13 protein-coding genes and 2 pseudogenes are annotated in these 23,177 nt (G+C 70.9%); 8 read left to right on the plus strand and 7 right to left on the minus strand.

The genetic code is table 11. The features are described 5' to 3' along the window. Positions 1-44 precede the first annotated feature (44 nt). The 4 genes from AB0B98_RS29865 to mce all read right to left on the minus strand — a co-directional run bounded on the left by AB0B98_RS29865 (position 45) and on the right by mce (position 6,121). Entirely contained in the window at positions 45-2,135 is a 2,091-nt protein-coding gene (locus AB0B98_RS29865; protein ID WP_357366900.1) for a hypothetical protein, read from the minus strand. A 177-nt stretch (positions 2,136-2,312) separates the two neighbouring features. Next, entirely contained in the window at positions 2,313-3,578 is a 1,266-nt protein-coding gene (locus AB0B98_RS29870; RefSeq protein ID WP_091405818.1) for a DivIVA domain-containing protein, read from the minus strand. A gap of 360 nt (positions 3,579-3,938) precedes the next feature. Further along, positions 3,939-5,294 carry a crotonyl-CoA carboxylase/reductase gene (ccrA, locus tag AB0B98_RS29875; protein WP_357366942.1) on the minus strand — a complete coding sequence of 452 codons (1,356 nt, stop codon included), beginning with the start codon at positions 5,292-5,294 and terminating at the stop codon, positions 3,939-3,941. A 350-nt stretch (positions 5,295-5,644) separates the two neighbouring features. Continuing rightward, positions 5,645-6,121 carry a methylmalonyl-CoA epimerase gene (mce, locus tag AB0B98_RS29880; protein ID WP_112621592.1) on the minus strand — a complete coding sequence of 159 codons (477 nt, stop codon included), beginning with the start codon at positions 6,119-6,121 and terminating at the stop codon, positions 5,645-5,647. Between the two features lie 62 nt (positions 6,122-6,183). On the opposite strand from mce, the gene AB0B98_RS29885 reads away from it, so the two are divergent. The 7 genes and pseudogenes from AB0B98_RS29885 to AB0B98_RS29915 all read left to right on the plus strand — a co-directional run. After that, positions 6,184-7,383 (plus strand): acetyl-CoA C-acetyltransferase, encoded by a 1,200-nt coding sequence (locus AB0B98_RS29885; protein ID WP_357366901.1) that lies wholly within the window; start codon positions 6,184-6,186, stop codon positions 7,381-7,383. A 55-nt stretch (positions 7,384-7,438) separates the two neighbouring features. Further along, entirely contained in the window at positions 7,439-8,440 is a 1,002-nt protein-coding gene (gene meaB, locus AB0B98_RS29890; RefSeq protein ID WP_357366904.1) for a methylmalonyl Co-A mutase-associated GTPase MeaB, read from the plus strand. A gap of 444 nt (positions 8,441-8,884) precedes the next feature. Further along, positions 8,885-9,304 carry an Asp23/Gls24 family envelope stress response protein gene (locus tag AB0B98_RS29895; protein ID WP_357366906.1) on the plus strand — a complete coding sequence of 140 codons (420 nt, stop codon included), beginning with the start codon at positions 8,885-8,887 and terminating at the stop codon, positions 9,302-9,304. Between the two features lie 157 nt (positions 9,305-9,461). Further along, positions 9,462-9,875, plus strand: a complete 414-nt coding sequence (locus tag AB0B98_RS29900) for an Asp23/Gls24 family envelope stress response protein (protein WP_238670502.1) — start codon at positions 9,462-9,464, stop codon at positions 9,873-9,875. Positions 9,876-9,994: 119 nt separating this feature from the next. Next, positions 9,995-11,683 (plus strand): methylmalonyl-CoA mutase family protein, encoded by a 1,689-nt coding sequence (locus AB0B98_RS29905; protein ID WP_357366908.1) that lies wholly within the window; start codon positions 9,995-9,997, stop codon positions 11,681-11,683. A gap of 181 nt (positions 11,684-11,864) precedes the next feature. Further along, positions 11,865-12,788, plus strand: a complete 924-nt coding sequence (locus AB0B98_RS29910) for a tetratricopeptide repeat protein (RefSeq protein ID WP_357366910.1) — start codon at positions 11,865-11,867, stop codon at positions 12,786-12,788. A gap of 69 nt (positions 12,789-12,857) precedes the next feature. Beyond that, positions 12,858-13,823 (plus strand): annotated as a pseudogene (locus AB0B98_RS29915) (arginase family protein); the annotation flags it as partial. Between the two features lie 714 nt (positions 13,824-14,537). On the opposite strand, the gene AB0B98_RS29920 reads toward AB0B98_RS29915, so the two are convergent. Continuing rightward, complete coding sequence (locus AB0B98_RS29920) at positions 14,538-16,502, minus strand: penicillin-binding transpeptidase domain-containing protein (protein WP_357366912.1); 1,965 nt, start codon at positions 16,500-16,502, stop codon at positions 14,538-14,540. A gap of 289 nt (positions 16,503-16,791) precedes the next feature. Here AB0B98_RS29920 and AB0B98_RS29925 point away from each other — a divergent pair, with 289 nt between their 5' ends. Continuing rightward, positions 16,792-21,873 (plus strand): NAD-glutamate dehydrogenase, encoded by a 5,082-nt coding sequence (locus tag AB0B98_RS29925; protein WP_357366914.1) that lies wholly within the window; start codon positions 16,792-16,794, stop codon positions 21,871-21,873. Positions 21,874-21,949: 76 nt separating this feature from the next. Here the strand turns inward: AB0B98_RS29925 and AB0B98_RS29930 are convergent, their stop codons facing one another. Both AB0B98_RS29930 and AB0B98_RS29935 read right to left on the minus strand, forming a co-directional pair. Next, a complete protein-coding gene (locus AB0B98_RS29930; RefSeq protein WP_357366916.1) occupies positions 21,950-22,648 on the minus strand; it encodes a class F sortase in 699 nt (232 codons plus the stop codon). 1 nt (position 22,649) lies between these two features. Beyond that, positions 22,650-23,177 (minus strand): annotated as a pseudogene (locus AB0B98_RS29935) (hypothetical protein); the annotation flags it as partial.

The raw sequence follows: 23,177 nt of genomic DNA on the forward strand, positions 1-23,177 counted from the left end.
CGGAAAGTGTCCAAGATTTCAAAGCTTCGGCTGGCGGGTGCCCGTCACTCCTTCTCGATGGTGACCTTGCTGGGCTTGGCGCTGCGCTCGTCGGTGGTCGGCTTGGTGGGTCGCTTGCCGTTCTCACCGGTGCTAGTGATCTTGGTGGGTTTGGCGCCCCGGCCACCCTCGCCCGGAACGGCGGCCACTGTCGGCTCACCGTCCACCCCGGCACTCGCCGTGCCACCGTCCACGGTGGTCACCGGCTCGCCGACCGGCCGCGTCGTGGACTGCCCGGACTCCTCCGCACCGGCGTTCACCGGCTGCCTGGTGTCGGCGGGCTCCGTCTTCAGCCCGCCGCCCGTACGCGACCCGGAGGCCGCGCCGGCGGCAACGCTCACGCCGTCGTCCCCACCAGCGGGCACGCCTTCGTTCGCGCTGGCGTCTCCGGCCGGCGCGGTCGGGCCGTCGATCGGACCGGCTACACTCTGCAACCGCAGCTCGGACATCTGGCGCTGGAGCTCGTCGGACTCCTGCCGGGCCTTCCAGGTCTCCTGCCGCAGATCCGCCAGCTGCTGCTGAGCCTGGGCGATCTCCAACATCACCTGGGCCAACTGTTGACGGCCCGCCGCCGACTCCTGCTGGGTCGCCGCCAGGTGCTGCTGGGTGGTGGCCAGGTGCTGCTGCGTGGTGGCCGCGTACTCCTCGAACTGCCGCCGGGACGCCGCGACATGCTCGTCGGCCTTGCGGCGCTTGTCGCTGGCCTCGGCCTCGGCCTGGCTCAGCAGCTCGGCGGCCTCCGCCTCGGACCGCTGGCGCAGCGCCGCCGCGTCCTGCTCGGCCGCCTGACGGACGCCGGCCGCGCCCTGCTCGATCTCGTTCTTGCGAGCCGTGTACTCGGTCTCCAGCTCGTTCTTCCGGGTGGAGTATTCGGTCTCCAGCTCGTCGCGACGGCTGGTGAACCCGGCCTCCAGCTCCTGTTGACGGCTGGCGACCCCGGCCTCCAGCTCCTGCTGGCGCGCCGCGTGGTGCTTGTCCAGCTCGTCGCGGCGCTTGGCGAACTCCTGCTCGGCCGCGGACTGTCGCTGCGCCAGCTCCCGGTCGGCCGCCTCCCGACGGGAGTTGACCTCCTGCTCCACCCCTGCCCGCCACGCGCCCAGCTCCTGCTGGGTCTGCGCCCGGGTGTGCTGCACGTACGCCTCGGTCTCGGTGCGCATGCGCTGCACGTACGCCTCGGTGTCGGCGCGGCTGCGCTTCGCCGACTCGGTGGCCTGCGTCGTCAGCCGCTCGGCCTCCTGCTGCGCCTTGGCGCGGGTGGCCCGACCGGCCATCGACGCGTCGTCGATGATCTGCTTGGCCTCCTGCTGGGCCTTGGCGTGGGTGGCCCGCCCGGCTTCGGTAGCGGTGTCGGTGAGCCGCTTGGCCTCCTGGAGGGCCTTGGCATGCACCTCCTTGGCGGCATCGCGCAGATCGCTCGCCTCCTGCCGGGCGTTGGCCAGCGTCTCGCGGGCCGTCTCGCGCAGCTTGGTGGCTTCCTGCTGGGCCCGGGTGTGGATCTCCTTGGCCGAATCCCGCAGCTGGGTGGCCTCCTGCTGGGCCTTCGCCAGAGCGTCCTGCGCGGCCTTGCGCAACTGCGCCGACTCGTCCTTGGCCGACCGTAGGGCCGCGTCCGCCTCGGCCCGCTGCGCGGCGCTGTGCCGCTCCTCCTCCGCGCGTCGGGCAGCGAGGGCGATCTCAAAGTCCTTCAGAGCCCGCGCTGCCTGCTCGCGCGCCTCCTCGATGATGTGCTCGGCGGCGGCACGACGAGCCTCGATCTCCCCGTTCGCGTCGCCGAGGATCTCCTCGGCCTGCTCCTCGGCGAGAGTGAGGATCGACTCGACCCGCGGGCCGAGGTGCCGGAACGACGCCCGGTCGACCACGTTCATCTGCTTGCGCACCTGGGTCAGGTCGCGCTGGAGAACCTCGACCTGGCCGGCGAGCTTGTGGATCTGTGTGTACGCCTGTTCCCGTTCGGAGGCGAGGGTCGCGATCTCGTGCTCAGCACGTGCGACATAACGGTCGACCTGTTTCTTCTCGTACCCCCGCAGAGCGGACTCGAAGCTGGGCTCCGTCGTCACGTCCCCGCCGAGAGCGAACAGTTCCTCGCCGTGCGACATGCCCCCATCCTCACACGCAACGGGCCCGGCTGGGGCGATACGGACGGGCCTTGTGGGAGCTACTTCACTCCGTTGCCGCCAACGGATACCAGGGGTTAGGAAACGCATACGGCGCGAGGTGGCACCGGTTACCCGGTGTCACCTCGCGCCGTCGATGCCCCGACCTGACGCCTCGCGTCAGCCGGCGGTCTCCGCGGGCACCCGCTCCTGACCACCATCGGTCTTCTTGGCTGCTTCCGGCTTGGCGGCCGGAGCGGCCTGCGCCGGCATTCCCGGAACGATGCCGGCGAGGCCGGAGAGCATCTGACCCAGCTGCGAGGTGACAGCGTCCTTCTGCCGGGTGAGGTCCTCGACCTCGCGGCGGGCGGCCTGCGTGGTCAGCTCCGCCTCGGTGCGAGCCTCGGTGAGCAGGCGCTGCGACTCGGCCTTCGCCTCGTTGAGGGTCTTCTCCGAGTGGGCCTTGGCCTTGTCGACAGTCTCGGCGGCGTTGCGCTCCGACTCGACCCGACGCGCCTCTGCGCGCTGCTCGATTTCCTTGGCCCGCTCCTGCGCGGCCCGGGCACGCTGCTCGGCCTCGCTGACCATCTTCTGGGTCTGCGCGACCTGGGCGGCGTGCCGCTCGGACTCCTCGCGCTCGGCCTTCTCCCGCCGCTCGGCCAGCTGGAGCTCCAGGGCCTGCAGGTCCTTGTCGCGCTTGTCCCGCGCATCGGTGAGCAGCTTGGTCGCCTCGGCGCGCTTCTCCTCAGCCTCGCGGGCGGCCTTCGCCCGCTGCTGGGTGATCTCCCGCTCGGCGGTGGCCCGCAGGGTGGCGACCTCCCGCTCGACTGTCGACTTCAGCTCGGCCACCTCGTGCGCGGTGACAGTACGCAGCTGCTTGGTCTCCCGGTCGGCGTCGGCGCGCAGCGTGTCGGCCTCGCGGCGAGCCTGCACCCGGACCTCGGCGGCCTCGCGCTCGGCGGCCGTGCGCAGGTTGCCCGCCTCGCGCTCGGCGCTCGCCTTCATGGCGGCGGCCTCGGCACGGGCCTTGTCGGTGATCTCGCGGGCCTCGAGGCGGGCGGCGGAGAGGATGCCCTCCGACTCGCGCTTGGCCTCGTTGCGGTGGTCGTTGGCCTGCTCCTCGGCGAGCCGGAGGATCTGCTCAACGCGCGTGCCGAGCCCGGAGAGGGTGGGCCGGCTGTTCTCTTCGAGCTGCTTGTTCGTGTCGGTGAGCTTCTGCTCCAGCGCACTCATGCGCTGCTCGGCCTGGCGGAGCCGACGCTGGGCGTCGTTCATCCGCTGCTCGGCCTCGGCACGGGCCTGCTCGGACTGGGTCAGCGCGGCGGTCATCCGGCCGAGGAAGTCGTCGACCTGATGGGTGTTGTATCCGCGCAGGCCAACGGTGAAATCTGGCTGCGAGTTCGCGTTATCGAAGAACGCGAGAGGGGAGGACTGCTGCTGGGGCATTGGGACATACTGGCAGACGCCCCAGGGTGCTTCGCAAGAGCGGTGCGAAGCTTTCGTGCCCTCTTTACATGGTCAACTCCCGCGATCGGCGAGGTGGGACCAATCGGCGATCTTGGCAGGTCCCGGCGGGTCGGACGCCACGCAGCGTGACGCGGAAAAGGGCCCCGGGGTTACCCCGAGGCCCTTTGTTCGATCCGGGTGGCTTATCCGCTAATGGGGGCGGAAGAACAATGAGCGATCAGCGCAATGGTCATCCGGCGTTCCACCGTCCGGCCGGGACCCGCCTCGGCGCCCCGGAGCCCGGTCAGTGCCCCCGGGAGCCGGCGGTGCCGCTCAGTGACGCCGGGCCGGCGGTGCCGGTCAGTGACCCCGGAACCGGTTGATCGCGTCCTCGTGCCGGGCCCGCAACTCTCCGTCGCGTACGCCCAGCCCGTCGGTGGGTGCGAGGCAGCGCACGCCGACCTTGCCCTGGTGGGCGTTGCGGTGCACCTCGTACGCGGCCTGGCCGGTCTGCTCCAGCGGGTAGGTGCGGGACACCGTCGGGTGCACCTTGCCGAGCGCGACCAGGCGGTTGGCCTGCCACGCCTCGTGGTAGTTGGCGAAGTGGCTGCCGACGATCCGCTTGAGGTGCATCCACAGGTAGCGGTTGTCGTACTGGTGCAGGAAGCCGCTGGTGGAGGCGCAGGTGACGATGGTCCCACCGCGCCGGGCCACGTAGACGCTGGCGCCGAACGTCTCCCGGCCCGGGTGCTCGAACACGATGTCCGGGTCCTCGCCGCTGGTCAGCTCCCGAATCCGTTCGCCGAAGCGCCGCCACTCGTCCGGGTCCTGGGTCTCCTCGTCCTTCCAGAAGCGGAAGCCCTCAGCGGCGCGGTCGATGACCAGTTCCGCGCCCATCCGGCGGCACAGCTCGGCCTTCTCCGGCGAGGACACCACGCAGACCGGAATCGCGCCGCCGTTGAGTGCCATCTGGGTGGCGTAGCCGCCGAGGCCGCCGGACGCGCCCCAGATCAGCACGACGTCACCCTGCTTCATGTTGGCCCCGTGGTGCGAGACGAGCTGCCGGTACGCGGTGGAGTTGACCAGCCCGGGGCTGGCCGCCTCCTCCCAGCTCAGGTGCCGCGGCTTGGGCATCAGCTGGTTGGCCTTGACCACTGCCAGCTCGGCCAGCCCGCCGAAGTTGGTCTCGAAGCCCCAGATCCGCTGTTGCGGGTCGAGCATGGTGTCGTCGTGCCCGGCGGCGTCCTCCAGCTCGACGGAGAGGCAGTGCGCGACCACCTCGTCGCCGGGCGCCCACCGGGTCACGCCGGGGCCGGTGCGCAGCACCACGCCCGCCGCGTCCGAGCCGACCACGTGGTACGGCAGGTCGTGCCGGCGGGTCAGCTCGGAGACCCGACCGTAGCGCTCCAGGAACTTGAAGGTGGGCAGCGGCTCGAAGATGCTGGTCCACACCGTGTTGTAGTTGATCGCGCTGGCCATCACCGCGACCAGCGCCTCGCCCGGCGCCAGCTCCGGCGTCGGCACCTCCTGCACGTGCAGGGCCTTACGCGGGTCCTTGTCCCGGGTGGCCATGCCGTCGAACATCCGGGCTTCCTCGGCGCGGACCACAACGCCCCGGTAGCTCTCCGGTACGGGCAGCCCGGCGAGGCCGGCGAGTTCGCGGTCCGGATCGTTCGATTCCTCCGCCACCATGATCGCTTCGAGGATGTCCTGCACGGTGACCTCCGGTTCATCCGCACCCGCACGGGCCCGGGTGCTGCCATCGTCGGCGCCGGTGGGCACGACCGCCATGTCGGCATTCGACACATCCGGCACCGGTCGCGCTCCTGTGGGGCCGGACGTTACTGAACGGTAGCTAGGCCGGGAAGTCCTCTGTGAAAAACTGCATCCGCCGATGCGTGAAGGTGTCCAGCCACCCCACGAATCGCGCACTGACGTGCGCGCCCACCGGGCTCCCGGGGCACCACCCCCTGTTGATCAAGAGCTTTCGGTCACCTACGAGGCGCCGGATGACGCAAACCTCTTGATCAACAGGGGACGGCGGCAGGAGGGAGGGCGGCACTGGGTCAGTGGGGGGTGGGGGCGGGTTGGACCAGTTCGACGAGGACGCCACCGGCGTCCTTCGGGTGGACGAAGTTGATCCGGCTGTCCGCGGTGCCGCGTCGGGGTGCGTCGTAGAGGAGGCGCATGCCGCGCTCGCGCAGCGCGGCGCAGGCCGCGTCGATGTCCACCACCGTGTACGCGACCTGCTGCACGCCCGGCCCGTTGCGGTCCAGGAACTTCGCGATCGTCGACTCGGGTGTGAGCGGGGCGAGCAACTGCACGCAGCCACCCTCGGTGGTCGGCCCGACGGCAAGCATCGCTTCCCGTACGCCCTGCTCGGTGTTGGTCTCCACGTGGACGCAGCGCATCCCGAACGTCCGCTGGTAGAAGTCGATCGCGGCGTCCAGGTCGGCCACGGCGATCCCGACGTGGTCAATCTTGCGAAGTCCGATGTCTGTGACGTAGTCCGCACCGGGCTCGACGGGGGAGTTCTCTGCCATGGCGCTAGTCTGGCCGAACAATCGTTAAGGCGTACAGCTCGGCACCCCTCTCGGAGGCAGGCATGGCTTCGGTGATCGTCAGCGGCGCGCGGACCCCGATGGGCCGGCTGCTGGGCAACCTCAAGGACCTTCCGGCCACGAAGCTCGGCGGGATCGCCATCAAGGCGGTGCTGGAGCGTGCCGGCGTCAGCCCGGACCAGGTCCAGTACGTGATCATGGGGCAGGTGTTGCAGGCCGGCACCGGTCAGATCCCGGCTCGGCAGGCGGCGGTCGAGGCCGGCGTGCCGATGTCCGTGCCGGCGCTGACCATCAACAAGGTCTGCCTCTCCGGCCTGGACGCGATCGCCCTTGCCGACCAGCTGATCCGCGCCGGCGAGTTCGACATCGTGGTGGCCGGCGGCATGGAGTCGATGACGAACGCCCCGCACCTGCTGATGGGCCAGCGCACCGGCTACAAGTACGGCGACGTGGTGATCAAGGACCACATGGCACACGACGGGCTCAGCGATGCCTGGGACTGCTGCTCGATGGGCGAGTCGACCGAGCGGCTCGGCGTCAAGCACGGCATCACGCGTGCGGAGCAGGACGCCTTCGCCGCCGCCAGCCACCAGCGGGCCGCCGCAGCGCAGAAGAACGGCCACTTCGCCGACGAGATCGCCCCGGTGGTCATCCCGCAGCGCAAGGGTGACCCGCTGGTGATCACCGAGGACGAGGGCATCCGTCCGGACACCACTGTCGACTCGCTGGCCAAGCTGCGCCCGGCCTTCGCCAAGGACGGCACCATCACCGCCGGCAGCTCGTCGCCGATCTCCGACGGGGCCGCCGCGGTGCTCGTGATGAGCAAGGCCAAGGCGAAGGAGCTGGGGCTGACCTGGCTGGCCGAGATCGGTGCGCACGGCAACGTGGCGGGCCCGGACAACTCCCTGCACTCACAGCCGTCCAACGCGATCAACCACGCCCTGAAGAAGGGTGGCCTGAGCGTCGCGGACCTGGACCTCATCGAGATCAACGAGGCGTTCGCGCAGGTCGGCGTCCAGTCCACCCGGGACCTCGGGATCAGCCCGGACAAGGTCAACGTCAACGGCGGCGCGATCGCGCTGGGGCACCCGATCGGCATGTCCGGCGCGCGTCTCGTACTCACCCTCGCCCTGGAGCTGAAGCGGCGCGGCGGTGGCACCGGCGCGGCCGCGCTGTGTGGCGGCGGTGGCCAGGGCGACGCGCTGATCATCCACGTGCCGGGCAAGGCCGAGACCAGCCAGTGAGCACGAGGAGTGAGCTGGTCCTGCGAGCCCCGCAGTCACGGACAGGGATGACGCAGTGAGCGAGGCTGAGCACGTCCCGGCAGCGGGCACCACGTCGGTGCGCCGCAGCCGGGACGTACCGCTGCTGGTCGAGCGGGCCCGCACTGGCGACCCCCGCGCGGTGGCTCGCCTGATCACGTTGGTGGAGAACGGTGACGCGCTGTTGCCGGAGATCGCCGGGGCGCTGGCGCCGTACGCCGGGCAGGCCCAGGTCGTCGGGCTGACCGGTTCACCAGGGGTGGGCAAGTCGACCACCACCAACGAGCTGGTCCGTGCGCTGCGGGCGCGCGGGCACCGGGTGGGCGTGCTGGCGGTCGACCCGTCCAGCCCGTTCACCGGCGGAGCGATCCTCGGTGACCGGGTGCGGATGCAGGACCACGCCACCGATCCGGGCGTCTACATCCGGTCGATGTCCAGCCGGGGGCACCTCGGCGGGCTGGCCGCGGCGACGCCGCAGGCGGTCCGGGTGCTGGAGGGCGCCGGCTGCGACGTGGTGCTTGTGGAGACGGTCGGCGTCGGGCAGGCCGAGGTGGAGGTCGCCTCGCTCGCCGACACGACGTTGGTGCTGCTCGCACCCGGGATGGGCGACGCGATCCAGGCGGTCAAGGCCGGCATCCTGGAGATCGCCGACGTGTTCGTGGTCAACAAGGCGGACCGGGACGGCGTCGACGCCACCGTCCGTGACATCCAGGGCATGATCGCGCTCGGTGAGCGCGGGCCGGGGCAGTGGCGGCCCCAGGTGGTCCGGTCGGTCGCCGCGCGCGGCGAGGGCATCGACGACATCGCCGCCGCCATCGACAAGCACCGGGGCTGGCTGGTCGAGCACGGCGAGCTGCGCCGCCGCCAGGAGACGCGGGCCGCCGCCGAGATCGAGGCGATAGCGCTCGGCACCCTCCGCGCCCGGATCGGCTCACTGCGCGACGGTACGGAGTTGGCCACGCTCGCCGCCAAGGTCGCCGAGGGTGCCACCGACCCGTACACGGCGGCGGACGAGTTGCTCGCCCAGCTCGCGCGCTGACCGGGGAATGCGACGGGGCCGCCCCCGACGACCGGCGACGGCCCCGCGTCCGCGGATCTATCCGCAGTGCCCCCAGGGGCTGGTCCAGCAGGTGCCGCGGCTTTGGCCACCGAACCTGACCCACTGGCCGCCAGCGTCGGCCCGCACCGGCCCCGCGTAGTACCCGAAGCGGCCCTCGTCGATGCGTCCTGCGCATCAGACAGACCGCACTCGTGTAGCGGGAGCGATCCATTGTGGATTGTTCCGATCGTCGGCCCAAGTGGTCCGATGGTGCGCCGGACTCCACGCCGGTACGTCGCGGCGACACCGTGGTTTGGTTGCCCGGAAGCGAAGGTCACTCCGGTTTTAGTAGGCTCGCGGCGCGTGGCCGCCGAATGGTCAGCCTCGCGAGCGGGCTGACGGGACGGTCGGTCCACAATGTGTCGGACCAGGGGAGATGTGATCATGACGGACGCGGTGGAGAACGCCGGTGCAGTGCAGCCCGCGACGGGCGCGGCCCGGGGTGTCACGTCGGTCTCCGACGAGGTCGTCGAGAAGATCGCCGGTGCGGCCGCTCGTGCCGTGCCCGGTGTCGCCGATCTCGGCGGCGATGTCTCCCGGTTCTTCAACAGCGTGCTGGACAAGATCGGCCTGGACGAGGTGGGCGACGCTCGGCGGGGCATATCGGCCGACGTGAAGGGCAGTTCGGCCGTCATCAACGTGGTCCTGGTGATCGACGCCGGGCACGTCGTAGCCGACGTGACCGAGGCGGTGCGGGCCGCGGTGATCGAGGCGGTGGAGAAGTACGGCCTGACGGTCACCCAGGTCAACGTCACTGTGGACGACATCGAGCTGAACCAGCCGGGTACGGCAGCCGGCGCCTGAGGCGTAGCTGCCCAACGGCGTGACGGCTGCCGCGCCGCCCGTTGGCTGTCCGCCGGGAACATCCCGGGACGCATCGTCCCAGTAGGCTCGCACCGCCTCCTCTTCAGCGGGGGCCGGACGTGCCCGGACGCGGTGGTGCGAGGAGCAGGGAGCGACTGTGGACCTGGAAGCAACGCGGGAGTTGGCGAGGGCGTCGGTGCCGGCTGGCGGGACGACGCAGGTCGCCGACGAGGTGATCGAGAAGATCGCCGTCGCGGCGGCCCGCGCGGTGCCCGGCGTGGCCGATTTGGGCGGGGACGTCGCCCGGTTCTTCAACGCGGTTCTCGACCGGGTCGGGCTGGACCAGGTGGGTGACGCCCGGCGGGGTTGCTCGGCCCACGTGACCGGGGACGCCGCGGTGGTCAACCTGGTGTTGGTGATTCAGGCCGGTCGACCCGTGGCAGAGGTCACCGGTCAGGTGCGCGCTCGTGTGACCGAGGCGGTCGAGGCCTTCGGGTTGCGGGTCGATGAGGTCAACATCCGGGTTGACGACATGGCGATCGGCGACACCCCCACCGCACCCCCGGCCTGACAACTCCATGATCGGCGCGGGGTCTGCCGTTACTCGCCGGTAGGACGTGACTTAGCGATCGTTCAGGTAGGGGCCTTACACTCGACGGGCAGTCGAGGACCCGAGGAGGAGCCCTGCTCATGGACGCCGACGAGATCGACGCCGGACGGGCGCGCTGGCAGGCCCGGTACGACGCCGCGCGCAAGCGGGACGCGGACTTCACCACGCTCTCCGGCATGCCGGTGGAGCCGGTGTACGGGCCGCCGGAGGGGGCCACCTATCCGGGCTTCGAACGGATCGGTTGGCCGGGCGAGTATCCGTACACCCGGGGTTTGTATCCGACCGGCTACCGCGGTCGGACCTGGACGATCCGGCAGTTCGCCGGCTTCGGCAACGCCCAGCAGACCAACGAGCGCTACAAGATGATCCTCGGCGCCGGTGGCGGCGGGCTCTCGGTGGCGTTCGACATGCCGACGCTGATGGGCCGCGACTCGGACGACCCGCAGGCGCTCGGCGAGGTCGGCCACTGCGGCGTGGCCATCGACACCGCCACCGACATGCAGGCGCTCTTCGACGGCATCGACCTGGCCGGCGTCACCACCTCGATGACCATCTCCGGCCCGGCCGTGCCGGTGTTCTGCATGTACCTGGTCGCCGCCGAGCGGCAGGGCGCCGACCTGTCCAAGCTGGACGGCACCCTGCAGACCGACATCTTCAAGGAGTACATCGCGCAGAAGGAGTGGCTCTTCGACCCCGAGCCGCACCTGCGCCTGATCGGCGACCTGATGGAGTACTGCGCCCGGGAGATCCCGCGCTACAAGCCGCTCTCGGTCTCCGGCTACCACATCCGTGAGGCCGGCTCGACAGCGGCGCAGGAGCTGGCGTACACCCTGGCGGACGGCTTCGGCTACGTGGAGCTGGGTCTCTCGCGTGGGCTCGACGTGAACGTCTTCGCGCCGGGGCTGAGCTTCTTCTTCGACTCGCACCTCGACTTCTTCGAGGAGATCGCCAAGTTCCGCGCCGCCCGCCGGATCTGGGCCCGCTGGCTGCGCGACGTCTACGGCGCCACCAGCGAGAAGGCCCTGTGGCTGCGGTTCCACACGCAGACCGCCGGGGTGTCGCTGACCGCGCAGCAGCCGGTCAACAACGTCGTACGCACCGCCGTCGAGGCTCTCGCGGCGGTGCTCGGCGGCACCAACTCGCTGCACACCAACGCGCTGGACGAGACCCTGGCGCTGCCCACCGACGAGTCCGCCGAGATCGCCCTGCGTACGCAACAGGTGCTGATGGAGGAGACCGGTGTGGTCAACGTGGCCGACCCGCTCGGCGGCTCCTGGTACGTCGAGGCGCTGACCGACAAGATCGAGGCCGAGGCGGAGGAGATCTTCGCCCGGATCCGGCAGCTCGGCGGAGACGGGCCACACCAGATCGGCCCGATGACCTCCGGCATCCTGCGCGGTATCGAGGACGGCTGGTTCACCGGGCACATCGCCGAGTCGGCCTTCGTCTACCAGCAGGCCCTCGAAAAGGGCGATAAGAAGATCGTCGGGGTCAACTGTCACACCGGCACTGTCGCCAAGGAGCTGGAGATCCTGCGCATCTCGCACGAGGTGGAGCTGGAGCAGCGCCGGGTACTCGCCGAGCGCAAGAGCGCGCGGGACGAGGGCGCGGTACGCGCGGCGGTGCAGCGGATGGTCGAGGCGAGCCGTACCGACGAGAACATGATCCCCGCCATGCTCGACGCGGTCCGCGCCGAGGCGACCCTCGGCGAGATCTGCGACGCCCTGCGCGCCGAGTGGGGCACCTACCGAGAGCCAGCCCGCTTCTGACCCCACCCCGCGCCCCCTACCCCGTCGATCTTGCAGTTTCTGCGCCGGCATAAGGCATAAATGCGGCGTACGGGCGACAGAATGTGCAAGATCGCGGGGGTCGGGGGCGGGGCGTGAGAGTTGCAACGTCGGGGTTGCGGGTGAGCTGAGAATCCGGGCTCACGTGCGAGACTAGGTAACCATGAGCGACCCACGGATCACCTCGTCGATCTTCACCCGCGGCGCGGTCGACCTCAGCACGCTGCGTGGCCCCGCACCAGCAAGTCCCCGCCCCGGCACGCCCCCGCAGGGCGGCCCGTCCAACGGCGCCCCGGGCGCGCCCACAGCAGGCGGCAACACCGCCATCGTGGACGTCACCGAGGCGACCATCCAGTCCGACGTGCTCGAACGCTCGATGGCCACGCCCGTCGTCGTGTTCTTCGGCGCGGCTGGCTTCCCGGAGAGCGACGAGTTCGCCCCGGTCCTGGAGCGGCTGAACGCCGAGGGCGGCGGCACCTGGGTGCTGGCCCGGGTCGACGTGCAGGAAAATCCCCGAATCGCCCAGATGTTCCGGGTGCAGGGCATCCCCATGGTCTACGCGGTCGTCGGCGGCCAGCCGGTCGACGCCTTCTCCGGAGTGGTTCCCGAGGCTCAGCTGCGGCAGTGGATCCAGGCCGTACTCAAGGCCGGTGGCGTGACCGTCGCCGAGCCGGAGGACCCCCGCCTCGACGAGGCGGACGACGCGCTGATGAGCGGCGATCTGGACGCCGCCGAGCAGGCGTACCGGAAGATCCTCGCCGACGCCCCGGCGGACGCCGCGGCCACGGCGGGGCTGGCCCAGGTCGGAGTGGCCCGCCGGGTGGCCGGCGCCGACCCGTCCACCGCACTGGCCGCCGCCGAGAGCGCCCCCGACGACGTCGCTGCCCAACTGCTGGCCGCCGACATCGAGGTGCTCAGCGGCCTGGCCGAGCAGGCGTACGCCCGGCTCGTCGGTCTGGTCCGGCGCACCGCCGGTGAGGACCGTGAAACGGTTCGCCAGCACCTGGTCTCGCTCTTCTCCATTGCCGGCCCGGACGATCCGGCCGTCGCCTCGGCGCGTCGGGCTCTGGCCAGCGCCCTGTTCTGAGTTCGTAGCACGCCAGCGCGGGCCGGCGTTCCGGCCGGCCCGCCCGACCACCGAGGACGGGAGCTCACGATGCGCCGGATCGCCGTCCTCGACGCGCCGACAAATCTCGGTCTACGGCCGCCGACGCCCACGTCGGTCCCGGGTTGCGCCAAGGCGCCCGGGGCGCTGCGCGACCACGACCTGCTGGCCCGGCTCCGCGCCCGCGACGCCGGCTGCGTCACCCCCGCCCGCTACGACCCGGGCGACTGGCGGCCCGGCGACGGGGTGTGCCACGCCCGGGAGATCGCCGACTACTCGTTGGCCCTCGCCGAACGCATCGGCTCGATCATCGACCGGGGCGAGTTCCCGGTGGTGCTCGGCGGCGACTGCTCCGTGCTCCTCGGCTCGGCCCTGGCCATGCACCGCCTCGGCGAGGCCGTCGGCGGGCGGATCGGGCTGGTCTTCGTCGACGGGCACTCCGACTTTCGGCACCCCGGCAACGCCTCCTACGTCGGTGCCGCCGCCGGTGAGGACCTGGCCCTGGTCACCGGGCGAGGGCAGGCCGACCTGGCCGCGCTGGAGGGCCGGCGGCCCTACTTCCGCGACATCGACGTGGTTGTACTCGGCATCCGGGCCCAGGACGAATACCGGCTCGACCTCCAGGCCGCCGGGATCACCACCCGACCGGTGCCGGCGCTGCGCGCCGAAGGCGCCGCCCGGACGGCCCAGTGGGCGCACGAGCAACTCGCCGACTGCGCGGGCTACTGGGTGCACATCGACGTGGACGTGCTCGACCCGGCGGTGATGCCCGCCGTGGACGCCCCCGACCCGGGTGGAATCGCCTTCGCCGAGCTGGAGATCCTGCTCGCCGGCCTGGTCGACACCCCGCACTGCCTCGGCGTGGAGTTGACCGTCTTCGACCCCGACTACGACCCGGACGGCTCGTACGCGGCCGAGATCGTGAACACCGTGGTCGCCGGTCTGGCGCCGGTGACCGCCCCGGAAGCCGTGCCGCCCCGACTGCTGTCGGCATGGCCGACGCCCTCCCCGCGGCGCGGCAACGGCCGGGCCGCGACAGCCACCGAGCGTCCTGACCGTGCCGAGCGTCCCGACCGTGCCGAGCGTGTCGAGCGGCTCGACGGGCTGGTTGGCCTTGACGGGCTGGCCGGGCCTGATGGGCTCGACCGCGTTGAGCGGGTCGCGGAGCCTGATGTCGCCGCTGATCTCGACACCGCCGGGGTCCGGTCCGCCGCGCTCGGGCCTGCCGCGCTCGGGCCTGCTGGGCTCGGGCCCGCTGGGCTCGAGTCTGCTGGCGTCGGGCCCGCTGGGCTCGGGCCGGCTGGCGTCGGCGCCACAGGCGCGGTGCCTCGCGGCGTGCCGGCCGAGGCGGAACCGGCCAGCACCGGCGGACCAGCCCACCCCGAGCCGTCGGGTGTCGCGGCCGGTATCGCGCCGCTGATTGAGCGCGAACCGGTCGGCCCGCCGGCTTCGGCCGGTCCCGGTCTGCTCCGACGTATCTCCCCGTCGACCCAGAATCCGCCCGAAGGGCGCGAAGCCGACACCGCCTGACCCGACCCTCGGCCACCCGGCCTTCGGCCACCCGGCCTTCGGGCACCCGGCCTTCGGGCACCCGGCCTTCGGGCATCCGGCCTTCGGGCACCCGGCCTTGATCGACTCGGGATCAGTGAATCCGGGGCGTCCGGGTGGCTTGGACACCCCAGTTTCACCGAAACCGAGTGGATCAAGGCCAGAAGGCCGAGGCCCGGTGGGTCAGGGGGTTGGGAGGGCGCGAAGGAAGCGCTCGGCAATCGGGACGGCCGAGGCGGTGCTGGCCCCGCCCTTCTCCACGAAGACGGCGAACGCCACGTCACCCCGCCAGCCGACGAACCAGGCGTGGGTGTGCGCCGGGTTGTCGTCGTACTCGGCGGTGCCGGTCTTGCCGTACACCTCGCCCGGCACATCCTTGAGCGCGCTGCCGGTGCCGGCGGTGACCACCTCGCGCATCATCGTGCGCAGCGCCTCGACGGACTCCGGCTTGAGCTGCTCGCCCGCCGGGGCCGGCTTGGCCGGCGCCGGGTCGATCAGCAGCTTCGGCTGCTCGAAGCGGCCGCGGGCCACTGCGGCGGTGGCGCCGGCCATGGCGAGCGGGCTGACCAACGTGGTGCCCTGCCCGAACGACGCGGCGGCCTGCTCGGCCAGGCTGCCGCCCGTCGAGACCTTGCCGGTGAAGGCGTCCGTGCCGAGGTCCCACTGACCCTCCAGCCCCAGCGAGCGACCGGCGGCGGCCAGCCCGTCGCCGCCGAGCTTCGGGGCCAGCGCGGCGAACGCCGTGTTGCAGGACTTGGCGAAGTCGGTGCGGAACGGCACCGAGCCGAGCTCGAAGTTGTCCGAGTTCTTGAAGGACCGGCCGTCCACGGTGAAGGTCTTCTTGCAGTCCACCGGCCCGTCCAGCGTGACCGCGCCCCGGTCCAGCAGGCCCAGCGTGCTGACCATTTTGAACGTCGAGCCCGGAGGCACCTGGGCGTCGAAGGCCAGATTTTCCCCGGCCGGGCCGGGGCCGTTCGCGGCGGCGAGCACGGCGCCGTCGCTGATGCGGAGCGCCACCAGTGCGGATCGGCGCGGCTCGGCGCGCAGTGCCCCGTCGGCCGCGTTCTGGACGGCGACGTCCAGCGTGGTCTCAAGCGCCTGCCCGGGTTGCGGCTCCCGGCGGAACAGTTCGGCGCCGGTGGGTTCGAGTTTGCCGCCCTCGGCCGGACGCTCGACCACAACTGTCAGCCCGGGGCCGCCGCGCAGTCGCTCGTCGTAGCGGCCCTGTAGCCCGCCATGCCCGACCAGATCGCCGACGACGTACCGGTCGGGGTGCGCGGCGAGGTCGTCGGCCTGCGCCTGGTCGACACTGCCGAGCAGCGCACGGGCGAACTCGCGGGTGGGCGCCAGGTCGATCTTGTCGGAGACGAACTTGGTGCCGGGCAGGTCGTAGATCCGGGGCTTGATCTGCCGGTACGCCTCCTCGCGGAGCGACACCACCTCGACGAACGCGCCCGGCTCGGCCTTGGCCACCCGGTCGGGCAGGTCGGCCAGGTCGACGCCGGGGACCAGCGCCGGGCGGATGGCCTTGAACGCCGCGTCGAGGTCCTTGACGAGCTTCCTGATGTCGGTGACCCCGTTGGGCTGCACACCCACCCGGACCACCGGGCGCGGGGTCACCAGCGCCTTCCCGGCGTTGTCAAGCACTGCGGCGCGGGCACCGGGGTCGCGACGCAGCGCCAACCGGTCGCCCTTGGTGAGCTGCTCGTGCACCACCTTCGGCTCCCAGATCACCTGCCACTGGTCGTCGCCGCCGTGGGCGAGCCGAACCTCCCGGTCGTACGCCCAGCGGGTCTGACCGGGCAGGGTCCACTCCACCTGGACGGTCGTGGTGGCGATGTCCTTCGTGATCTTCGGCTCGCCGCGACGCGTCAGCGTGGGCGGGGTGGCCACCAGCTCACCGGAGAGGTCCTTGATCTCGCGAGCCACGTCGGCCGACGGCAGTTTCGAGCCGAGCGGGTCGATCAGACCGACCGCCTGGAGGTCGCCGCTGCGCCAACCCGCGAGGAAGGCGTCGACGGTGCGTTGCGGCCCGTCGTCACCGGAACAACCGACCAGGACACCCGCCGCGAGCAGCGCCGTGGTGGCGGCGGCGGCGAGCCGGCGGGCGGGGTTCGGCCGGTGGGGCCGGGGGTACGACAAGGGCATGAAGCTGGTCCTTCCGATCTCGGACTGCCCTCGCACGGTAGTACGGGAACGTCGTCCCCAACGTCCCCCAGGTGCTCGGCCGCGCTCAAAGACGGGCCGTACCCGTGTGATGAACATCGCGTGGCGGGGTATCCCGGAGCCGGCCAACCTCGGACCCGCAACGGGTGAAAGGACAAAGTCCCGATCCGGACGTCTGGCCAGTGGTCCGCCGACGAAGGCGCACAACGGCAGGGCCTAGGCTGGGCGGCAGAGTGACCCACAACGCGGTGGGTCGAGGGGAGTGGCACCGATGGACCGGCGTCCGGCGATCAAACCGGAACCCGACCTCCGGCAGGATGACTCCGGCCGGGACGATGACAGCTTCGATTCGGCGACCGACGGGGACGGCTACGGCCGACTCGACACGGGAGTCACCGGGCTGACCGGGTCGAGCATCGACACCATCTACGATCTGGGTCTGCCAGCCGAGGCGCTGGCCGACGACGTGGAGGACGCCGAGCTCGACGAACCCGTCCCCAACGCGGAGCGCCTGGTGGCCCAGGCCGTCGCGCTCGCCGGGGACGACCACGACGCGGCGACACTTGTCGGCCGTTTCTGGCGGTTCGCCCCGGACGAGGAGCTGGTCGGCTTCACGGCGGAAGAAATGCTCGACGCGGCCCGGGCACACCGGGATCTCGCCCAGCAGCGGGTGCCAGGCGAGTTGAAGCTGCGGATCCACGAACCGCACGCCGACCAGCACCACACGGTCGTCGAGATCGTCACTGACGACATGCCGTTCCTGGTCGACTCGGTGACGGCGCTGCTCAACTCGTACCACCTCGACGTGCACCTGCTGGTGCACCCGCTGGTGGTGGTGCGGCGGGAGCCGCTGGGCCGGCTCACCGAGGTCTCCGCTGATGTGGAACCGGACGACGCGATCGCCGGCGACATCATCGAGAGCTGGATGCGGATCGAGATCGACCCGGTGCGGGACGCGGCCGAACGGGACCGGTTGCGCCGCGAGTTGCAGCGGGTGCTCACCGACGTGCGGGAGGCGGTGGAGGACTGGCCGAAGATGCGTCAGCGTGCCCTCGCGCTCGCCGACGAGCTGGCCTCCGCCCGTACCTCCGACAACCGCCCACCCGTGCCGGAAAAGGACATCACCGACTCGGTGGAGCTGCTGCGGTGGCTCGCCCAGGACCACTTCACCTTCCTCGGCTACCGCGAGTACCGGTTGGTGGACGCCGACGGCGGCGACGCCGCCGACCCGGTCGACGGCAAGGCGTTGGAGGCGGTGCTCGGCACCGGTCTGGGCATTCTGCGCTCCGATTCGCCGGATGCGCGGTCGCTGTCCTCGATGACGCCCGAGGCGCACGAGAAGGTGCTGGAGAAGCGCCTGCTGATCATCACCAAGGCGAACTCCCGGGCCACGGTGCACCGCTCGGCGTACCTGGACTACATCGGCTTCAAGATCTTCAACTCCGCCGGTGACGTGATCGGTGAGCGGCGCTTCCTGGGCCTGTTCTCGACGGCCGCCTACCGGACCAGCGTCCGCGAGCTGCCGGTGGTACGCCGCAAGGTGGCCGAGGTGCTGGACCGCTCCGGCCTGAGCCGGCGCAGCCACTCGGGCAAGGATCTGATCCAGATCCTGGAGACCTACCCGCGCGACGAGCTGTTCCAGATCAAGACCGACGACCTGTACCACGCGGTGGTCGGAGTGCTGCGGATGGCCGGCCGCCGGCAGCTGCGGGTCTTCCTGCGTCGAGACGCGTACGGGCGGTTCATCTCCTGCCTGATCTACCTGCCCCGGGACCGGTTCACCACCCAGAACCGGCTGCGCATGCAGGACATCCTGCTGCGTGAGCTGAACGGTGTCGGGGTGGACTACACCACCCGGGTCACCGAGTCGATGCTGGCTCGGGTGCACTTCATCGTCCGTACCGACCCGACGCGGCCACCCGGCGACATCGACGCCGACCTGCTCGCCGAGGAGTTGGCCGACGCCACCCGACTGTGGGACGACGACTACCGGTTGGTGCTGGAGCGCAAGCTCGGCGACGAGCAGGCCAAGCACCTGTTCACCAGGTACGCCGACGCGTTCCCGGAGGGCTACAAGGACGGGCACACGCCGTACGAGGCGATGAAGGACCTGGCGAAGCTGGAGCTGCTGGAGGAGCCCGGCCAGCTGGAGATGCACCTGTTCCGCAAGCAGTTGGCGCCCCGGCCGGGCACCCGGGTGCCGGGCGCCGACCTGGCCGAGGCGATGGACGTCCGGTTCAAGGTCTACCGCTACGGCGAGCCGATGATGCTCTCCGCGGTGCTGCCGGTGCTGCACTCGCTCGGTGTACGGGTGGTCGACGAGCACCCGTACGAGGTGGACCGGATCGACGGTCGGGTCTACCTGTACGACTTCGGCCTCATGCTGCCCGAGGGGCATCACGAGCTGGCCGAGGTGCGCCCGCACGTGGAGAACGCCTTCGCGGCTGCCTGGCGCGGCGAGGCCGAGGTGGACCGGTTCAACGAGCTGGTGCTGCGCGGCGGGCTGACCTGGCGGCAGGTGGTGGTGCTGCGGGCGTACGCGAAGTACCTGCGGCAGGCCGGCACGGTCTTCTCGCAGGACTACATGGAGCAGACCTTCATCGCGTACCCGAAGCTCGCCGCGTTGCTGGTGGAACTCTTCGAGACCCGGTTCGCGCCGGGCGAGTTGAGCACCGAGCAGCGGCAGCAGCGCAGCGGTGAGCTGGTGGAGACGATCCGGGGCGCGCTGGACGACGTGGCGAGCCTCGACCAGGACCGGATCCTGCGCTCGTACCTGACGCTGATCGAGGCGACCCTGCGGACCAGCTTCTACCAGAAGCGCGCCGACGGGCGGCCGAAGGCGTACGTGGCGTTCAAGCTCGACCCGCAGGCCATTCCGGACCTGCCCGCGCCGCGACCGAAGTTCGAGATCTTCGTCTACTCGCCGCGCTTCGAGGGTGTGCACCTGCGGTTCGGGCCGGTGGCCCGGGGCGGGTTGCGGTGGTCCGACCGTCGGGAGGACTTCCGCACCGAGGTGCTGGGCCTGGTCAAGGCGCAGATGGTGAAGAACACGGTGATCGTGCCGGTCGGCGCCAAGGGCGGCTTCGTGTTGAAGCAGAAGCCGGGCGACCGGGACGAGGCGGTCGCCTGCTACCAGGAGTTCGTCGGCGCGATGCTGGACGTCACCGACAACATCGTCAGCGGGCAGATCGTGCCACCCGAGGACGTGGTCCGGCACGACGGCGACGACCCGTACCTGGTCGTGGCGGCCGACAAGGGCACCGCGACGTTCTCCGACATCGCCAACGAGATCTCCAAGGCCCACAACTTCTGGATGGGCGACGCGTTCGCGTCCGGCGGATCCGCCGGCTACGACCACAAGAAGATGGGCATCACCGCCCGGGGCGCCTGGGAGTCGGTCAAGCGGCACTTCCGTGAGCTGGGCCTGGACACCCAGACCCAGGACTTCACAGTGGTCGGCGTCGGCGACATGTCCGGCGACGTGTTCGGCAACGGGATGCTGCTCTCCGAGCACATCCGGCTGGTGGCCGCCTTCGACCACCGGCACATCTTCCTCGACCCGGAGCCGGACGCCGCCACCTCGTACGCGGAGCGTCGACGGCTGTTCGACCTGCCCCGCTCCTCCTGGGAGGACTACAACCCGGAGCTGATCTCGGCAGGTGGCGGCATCTTCCCGCGTACCGCGAAGTCCATCCCGATCACGCCGCAGGTGCGGGCGGCGATCGGCCTGGACGACGACGTGACGCAGTTGTCGCCGCAGGACCTGATGAAGGCGATCGTCACCGCCCCGGTGGACCTGTTCTGGAACGGCGGCATCGGCACCTACGTCAAGGCCTCCACCCAGACCAACGCCGAGGTGGGCGACAAGTCCAACGACGCGATCCGGGTGGACGGGCGCAACCTGCGCTGCCGGGTGGCGGGCGAGGGCGGCAACCTGGGCTGGACCCAGCTCGGCCGGATCGAGTACGCGTTGACAGGTGGCCGGATCTACACGGACTTCATCGACAACGCGGCCGGGGTGGACACCTCCGACCACGAGGTGAACATCAAGATCCTGCTCAACACGGCGGTGGCCGACGGTGAGCTGACCACGGACGACCGGGACGAGCTGCTGGCCGGGATGACCAACGAGGTCGCGGAGCTGGTGCTGCGGGACAACTACGACCAGGCTCGGGCGATCAACAACGCCCAGGCCCAGGCCGCCTCGCTGCTCCCGGTGCACCGTCGGATGATCAACGAGCTGGAGCGTTCGGGCGGGTTGGACCGCGCGTTGGAGGCGCTGCCGCCGGACGAGGAACTGGCGGTCCGCAGCGAGTCCGGGCTGACCGCGCCGGAGTTCGCCGTGCTGCTCGCGTACGTGAAGATCGTCCTGGAGCGGGAGATCCTCACCGAGGGGTTGGCCGACGAGGAGTGGACGACCGACGTCCTGGTCAACTACTTCCCGACCCCGATGCGTGAGCGGTTCGCCGACCGGATGGGCCGGCACCGCCTGCGCCGGGACATCGTCACCACAGTGCTGGTCAACGAGGCGATCAACCGGGGTGGCATCTCGTTCATCTTCCGGGTGGTCGAGGAGACGGCGGCCAGCGCGGCCGACGTGATCCGGGCGTACGTGGTGGTCAGCGAGGTGTTCGGCCTGCGCGACCTGTGGGACGAGGTCGAGGCGCTGGACAACAAGGTGGCGCCGGAGCTGCAGACCAGCGTCTACCTGGACACTCGTCGGCTGCTCGACCGGGCGGTGCGGTGGCTGGTCTCCAACCGGCGTTCGCCGATCGACGTGCCGGCCGAGATCGCCCGGCTGCGCGACGGGGTCACCCGGCTGTTGCCAGGGCTGGAGGAGCTGTTCTACGGCAACGAGCGCCAGGGCATCGCCGCGCACATGGACTCGATGACCGAACGTGGGCTGCCCCGCGAGCTGGCGGAGCGGGCCACCCGGCTGATGTACAGCTTCGGTCTGATGGACGTGGTGGAGACCGCGAACGCCAGTGGGCGGGACGTCAGCGAGGTGGCCTCGGTCTACTTCGTGCTGTCGGACCTGTTCCGGGTGGACTCGCTGCTGTCGAAGATCTCCCTGCTGCCGCGGGAGGACCGCTGGCAGACGCTGGCCCGGATGGCGCTGCGGTACGACCTGTACGCCGCGCTGGCCGCGCTCACCGCGGAGGTACTCGACTCCACCCCGGGCGACCTGCCGCCGCACGAGCGGGTGCATCAGTGGGAGCAGTCGAACGCCACCTCGATCCACCGGGCCCGGCGGGCGATGGGTGAGTTCGACGAGTCGCGGGCGGATCTCGCCGCCCTGTCGGTGCTGCTGCGCCAGATCCGCACCCTGGTGCGGACCTCCGCGGCCGCCTGAGTCAGAGGTACGCCGGACGCGGTCCGGCCGGTCGGGTCACCCCGACCGGCCGGACCGCGTTTCGTTTCGCCGCCGGTCAGGCCGCCAGGGTGGCGAAGACGACGATGTTGTCCGGGTAGCTCTTCGCGGCCTGATCGAACTGACCGCCGCAGGTGACCACCCGCAGGCTCGGCCGGTCACTCGGTCCGTAGACCAGCTCGGTGGGGAAGGCCGTCTTCGGGTACGACTTCACCGAGTCGACAGTGAAGGTGACCGGCACTCCGTCGGCGCGGCGCACCGTGATGGTGTCGCCGGGGGTGAGAGCGCCGAGGTCGAAGAAGACAGCCGGGCCGAGCACCGCCGAGTCCACGTGCCCGACGATGACCGCGTTGCCCGTCTCGCCGGGGCTCGCTCCTGGTTCGTACCACCCGGCCTGGTCGGCCTTCTCCAGCGGAGGGACCTGGACCGTGCCGTCCGGGTTGGTGCCCAACGACATGATCGTCGCGTCGACGCCGATCCGGGGGATCTCGATGCTGGTCGGTGCCGAACGGGCCAACCCGGCCGCCGCCTGACCGACCGGCTGCCCGTCCACTGGAGGGGCATCGTCGGCGGTGCTCGCCGGCCCGGTCGCCTCGGGGCCGGCCTGGGCCAGCGGCTGCGGCGGTCGGGGAGTGGGCGTGGTTTTCAAGGAGGCGCCGATCATGCCGGCGCCGATCATGGCCATGGTGACGACGACGGCCGTGCCGGCGGCACGCCACGGTCTCCCGCGACGGCCGCCGGCCGGTGTCGTCGTCACGTCAGACGAGCGAACCATCGGTCCGCCGACGACGCATCAGCACGATCCCGCCCAGCGCGGCAGCGCCGAGCAGGCCCGCCCCGCCGGTGGCCAGACCCCGGTCGGTACCGGTGCTGACGCCACCGTCACCACCGTCGACACCGCCGTGCGGCAGCACGACGAGCTCGCCCTCGCCGCAGGAGCCCTTGAGCTCGTAGCGACCCGGCTTGGCGTCCTTGTCCACCTTGGCTTCGCCGTAGTAGACGAACTCGCGCTCCTTGTCCCAGTCACGCTCGTCCGAGCCGCGCTCGTCCTTGCCGTAACCGCCGTGCTCGTCCGAGCCGCGCTCGTCCTTGCCGTAGCCGCCACGCTCGTCCGAGCCACGCTCGTCCGAGCCACGCTCGTCCGAGCCGTACTCGGAGCCGTGCTCGTCCTTGTTTTCCCAGCCCTTGTCGGAGCCGTACTCGGAGCCGTGCTCGTCCTTGTTTTCCCAGCCCTTGTCGGAGCCGTACTCGGAGCCGTGCTCGTCCTTGTTTTCCCAGCCCTTGTC

Origin of the sequence: Micromonospora sp. NPDC048947 (genome assembly GCF_040649495.1) — a bacterium.
Lineage (GTDB): Bacteria > Actinomycetota > Actinomycetes > Mycobacteriales > Micromonosporaceae > Micromonospora > Micromonospora alfalfae.

Coding starts and splice junctions, on each gene's coding strand:
- AB0B98_RS29885 (WP_357366901.1), top strand. CDS start 6,184: ATGGCTTCGGTGATCGTCAGCGGCGCGCGGACCCCGATGGGCCGGCTG.
- AB0B98_RS29920 (WP_357366912.1), bottom strand. CDS start 16,502: ATGCCCTTGTCGTACCCCCGGCCCCACCGGCCGAACCCCGCCCGCCGG.
- AB0B98_RS29905 (WP_357366908.1), top strand. CDS start 9,995: ATGGACGCCGACGAGATCGACGCCGGACGGGCGCGCTGGCAGGCCCGG.
- AB0B98_RS29895 (WP_357366906.1), top strand. CDS start 8,885: ATGACGGACGCGGTGGAGAACGCCGGTGCAGTGCAGCCCGCGACGGGC.
- AB0B98_RS29870 (WP_091405818.1), bottom strand. CDS start 3,578: ATGCCCCAGCAGCAGTCCTCCCCTCTCGCGTTCTTCGATAACGCGAAC.
- mce (WP_112621592.1), bottom strand. CDS start 6,121: ATGGCAGAGAACTCCCCCGTCGAGCCCGGTGCGGACTACGTCACAGAC.
- AB0B98_RS29910 (WP_357366910.1), top strand. CDS start 11,865: ATGAGCGACCCACGGATCACCTCGTCGATCTTCACCCGCGGCGCGGTC.
- AB0B98_RS29925 (WP_357366914.1), top strand. CDS start 16,792: ATGGACCGGCGTCCGGCGATCAAACCGGAACCCGACCTCCGGCAGGAT.
- AB0B98_RS29865 (WP_357366900.1), bottom strand. CDS start 2,135: ATGTCGCACGGCGAGGAACTGTTCGCTCTCGGCGGGGACGTGACGACG.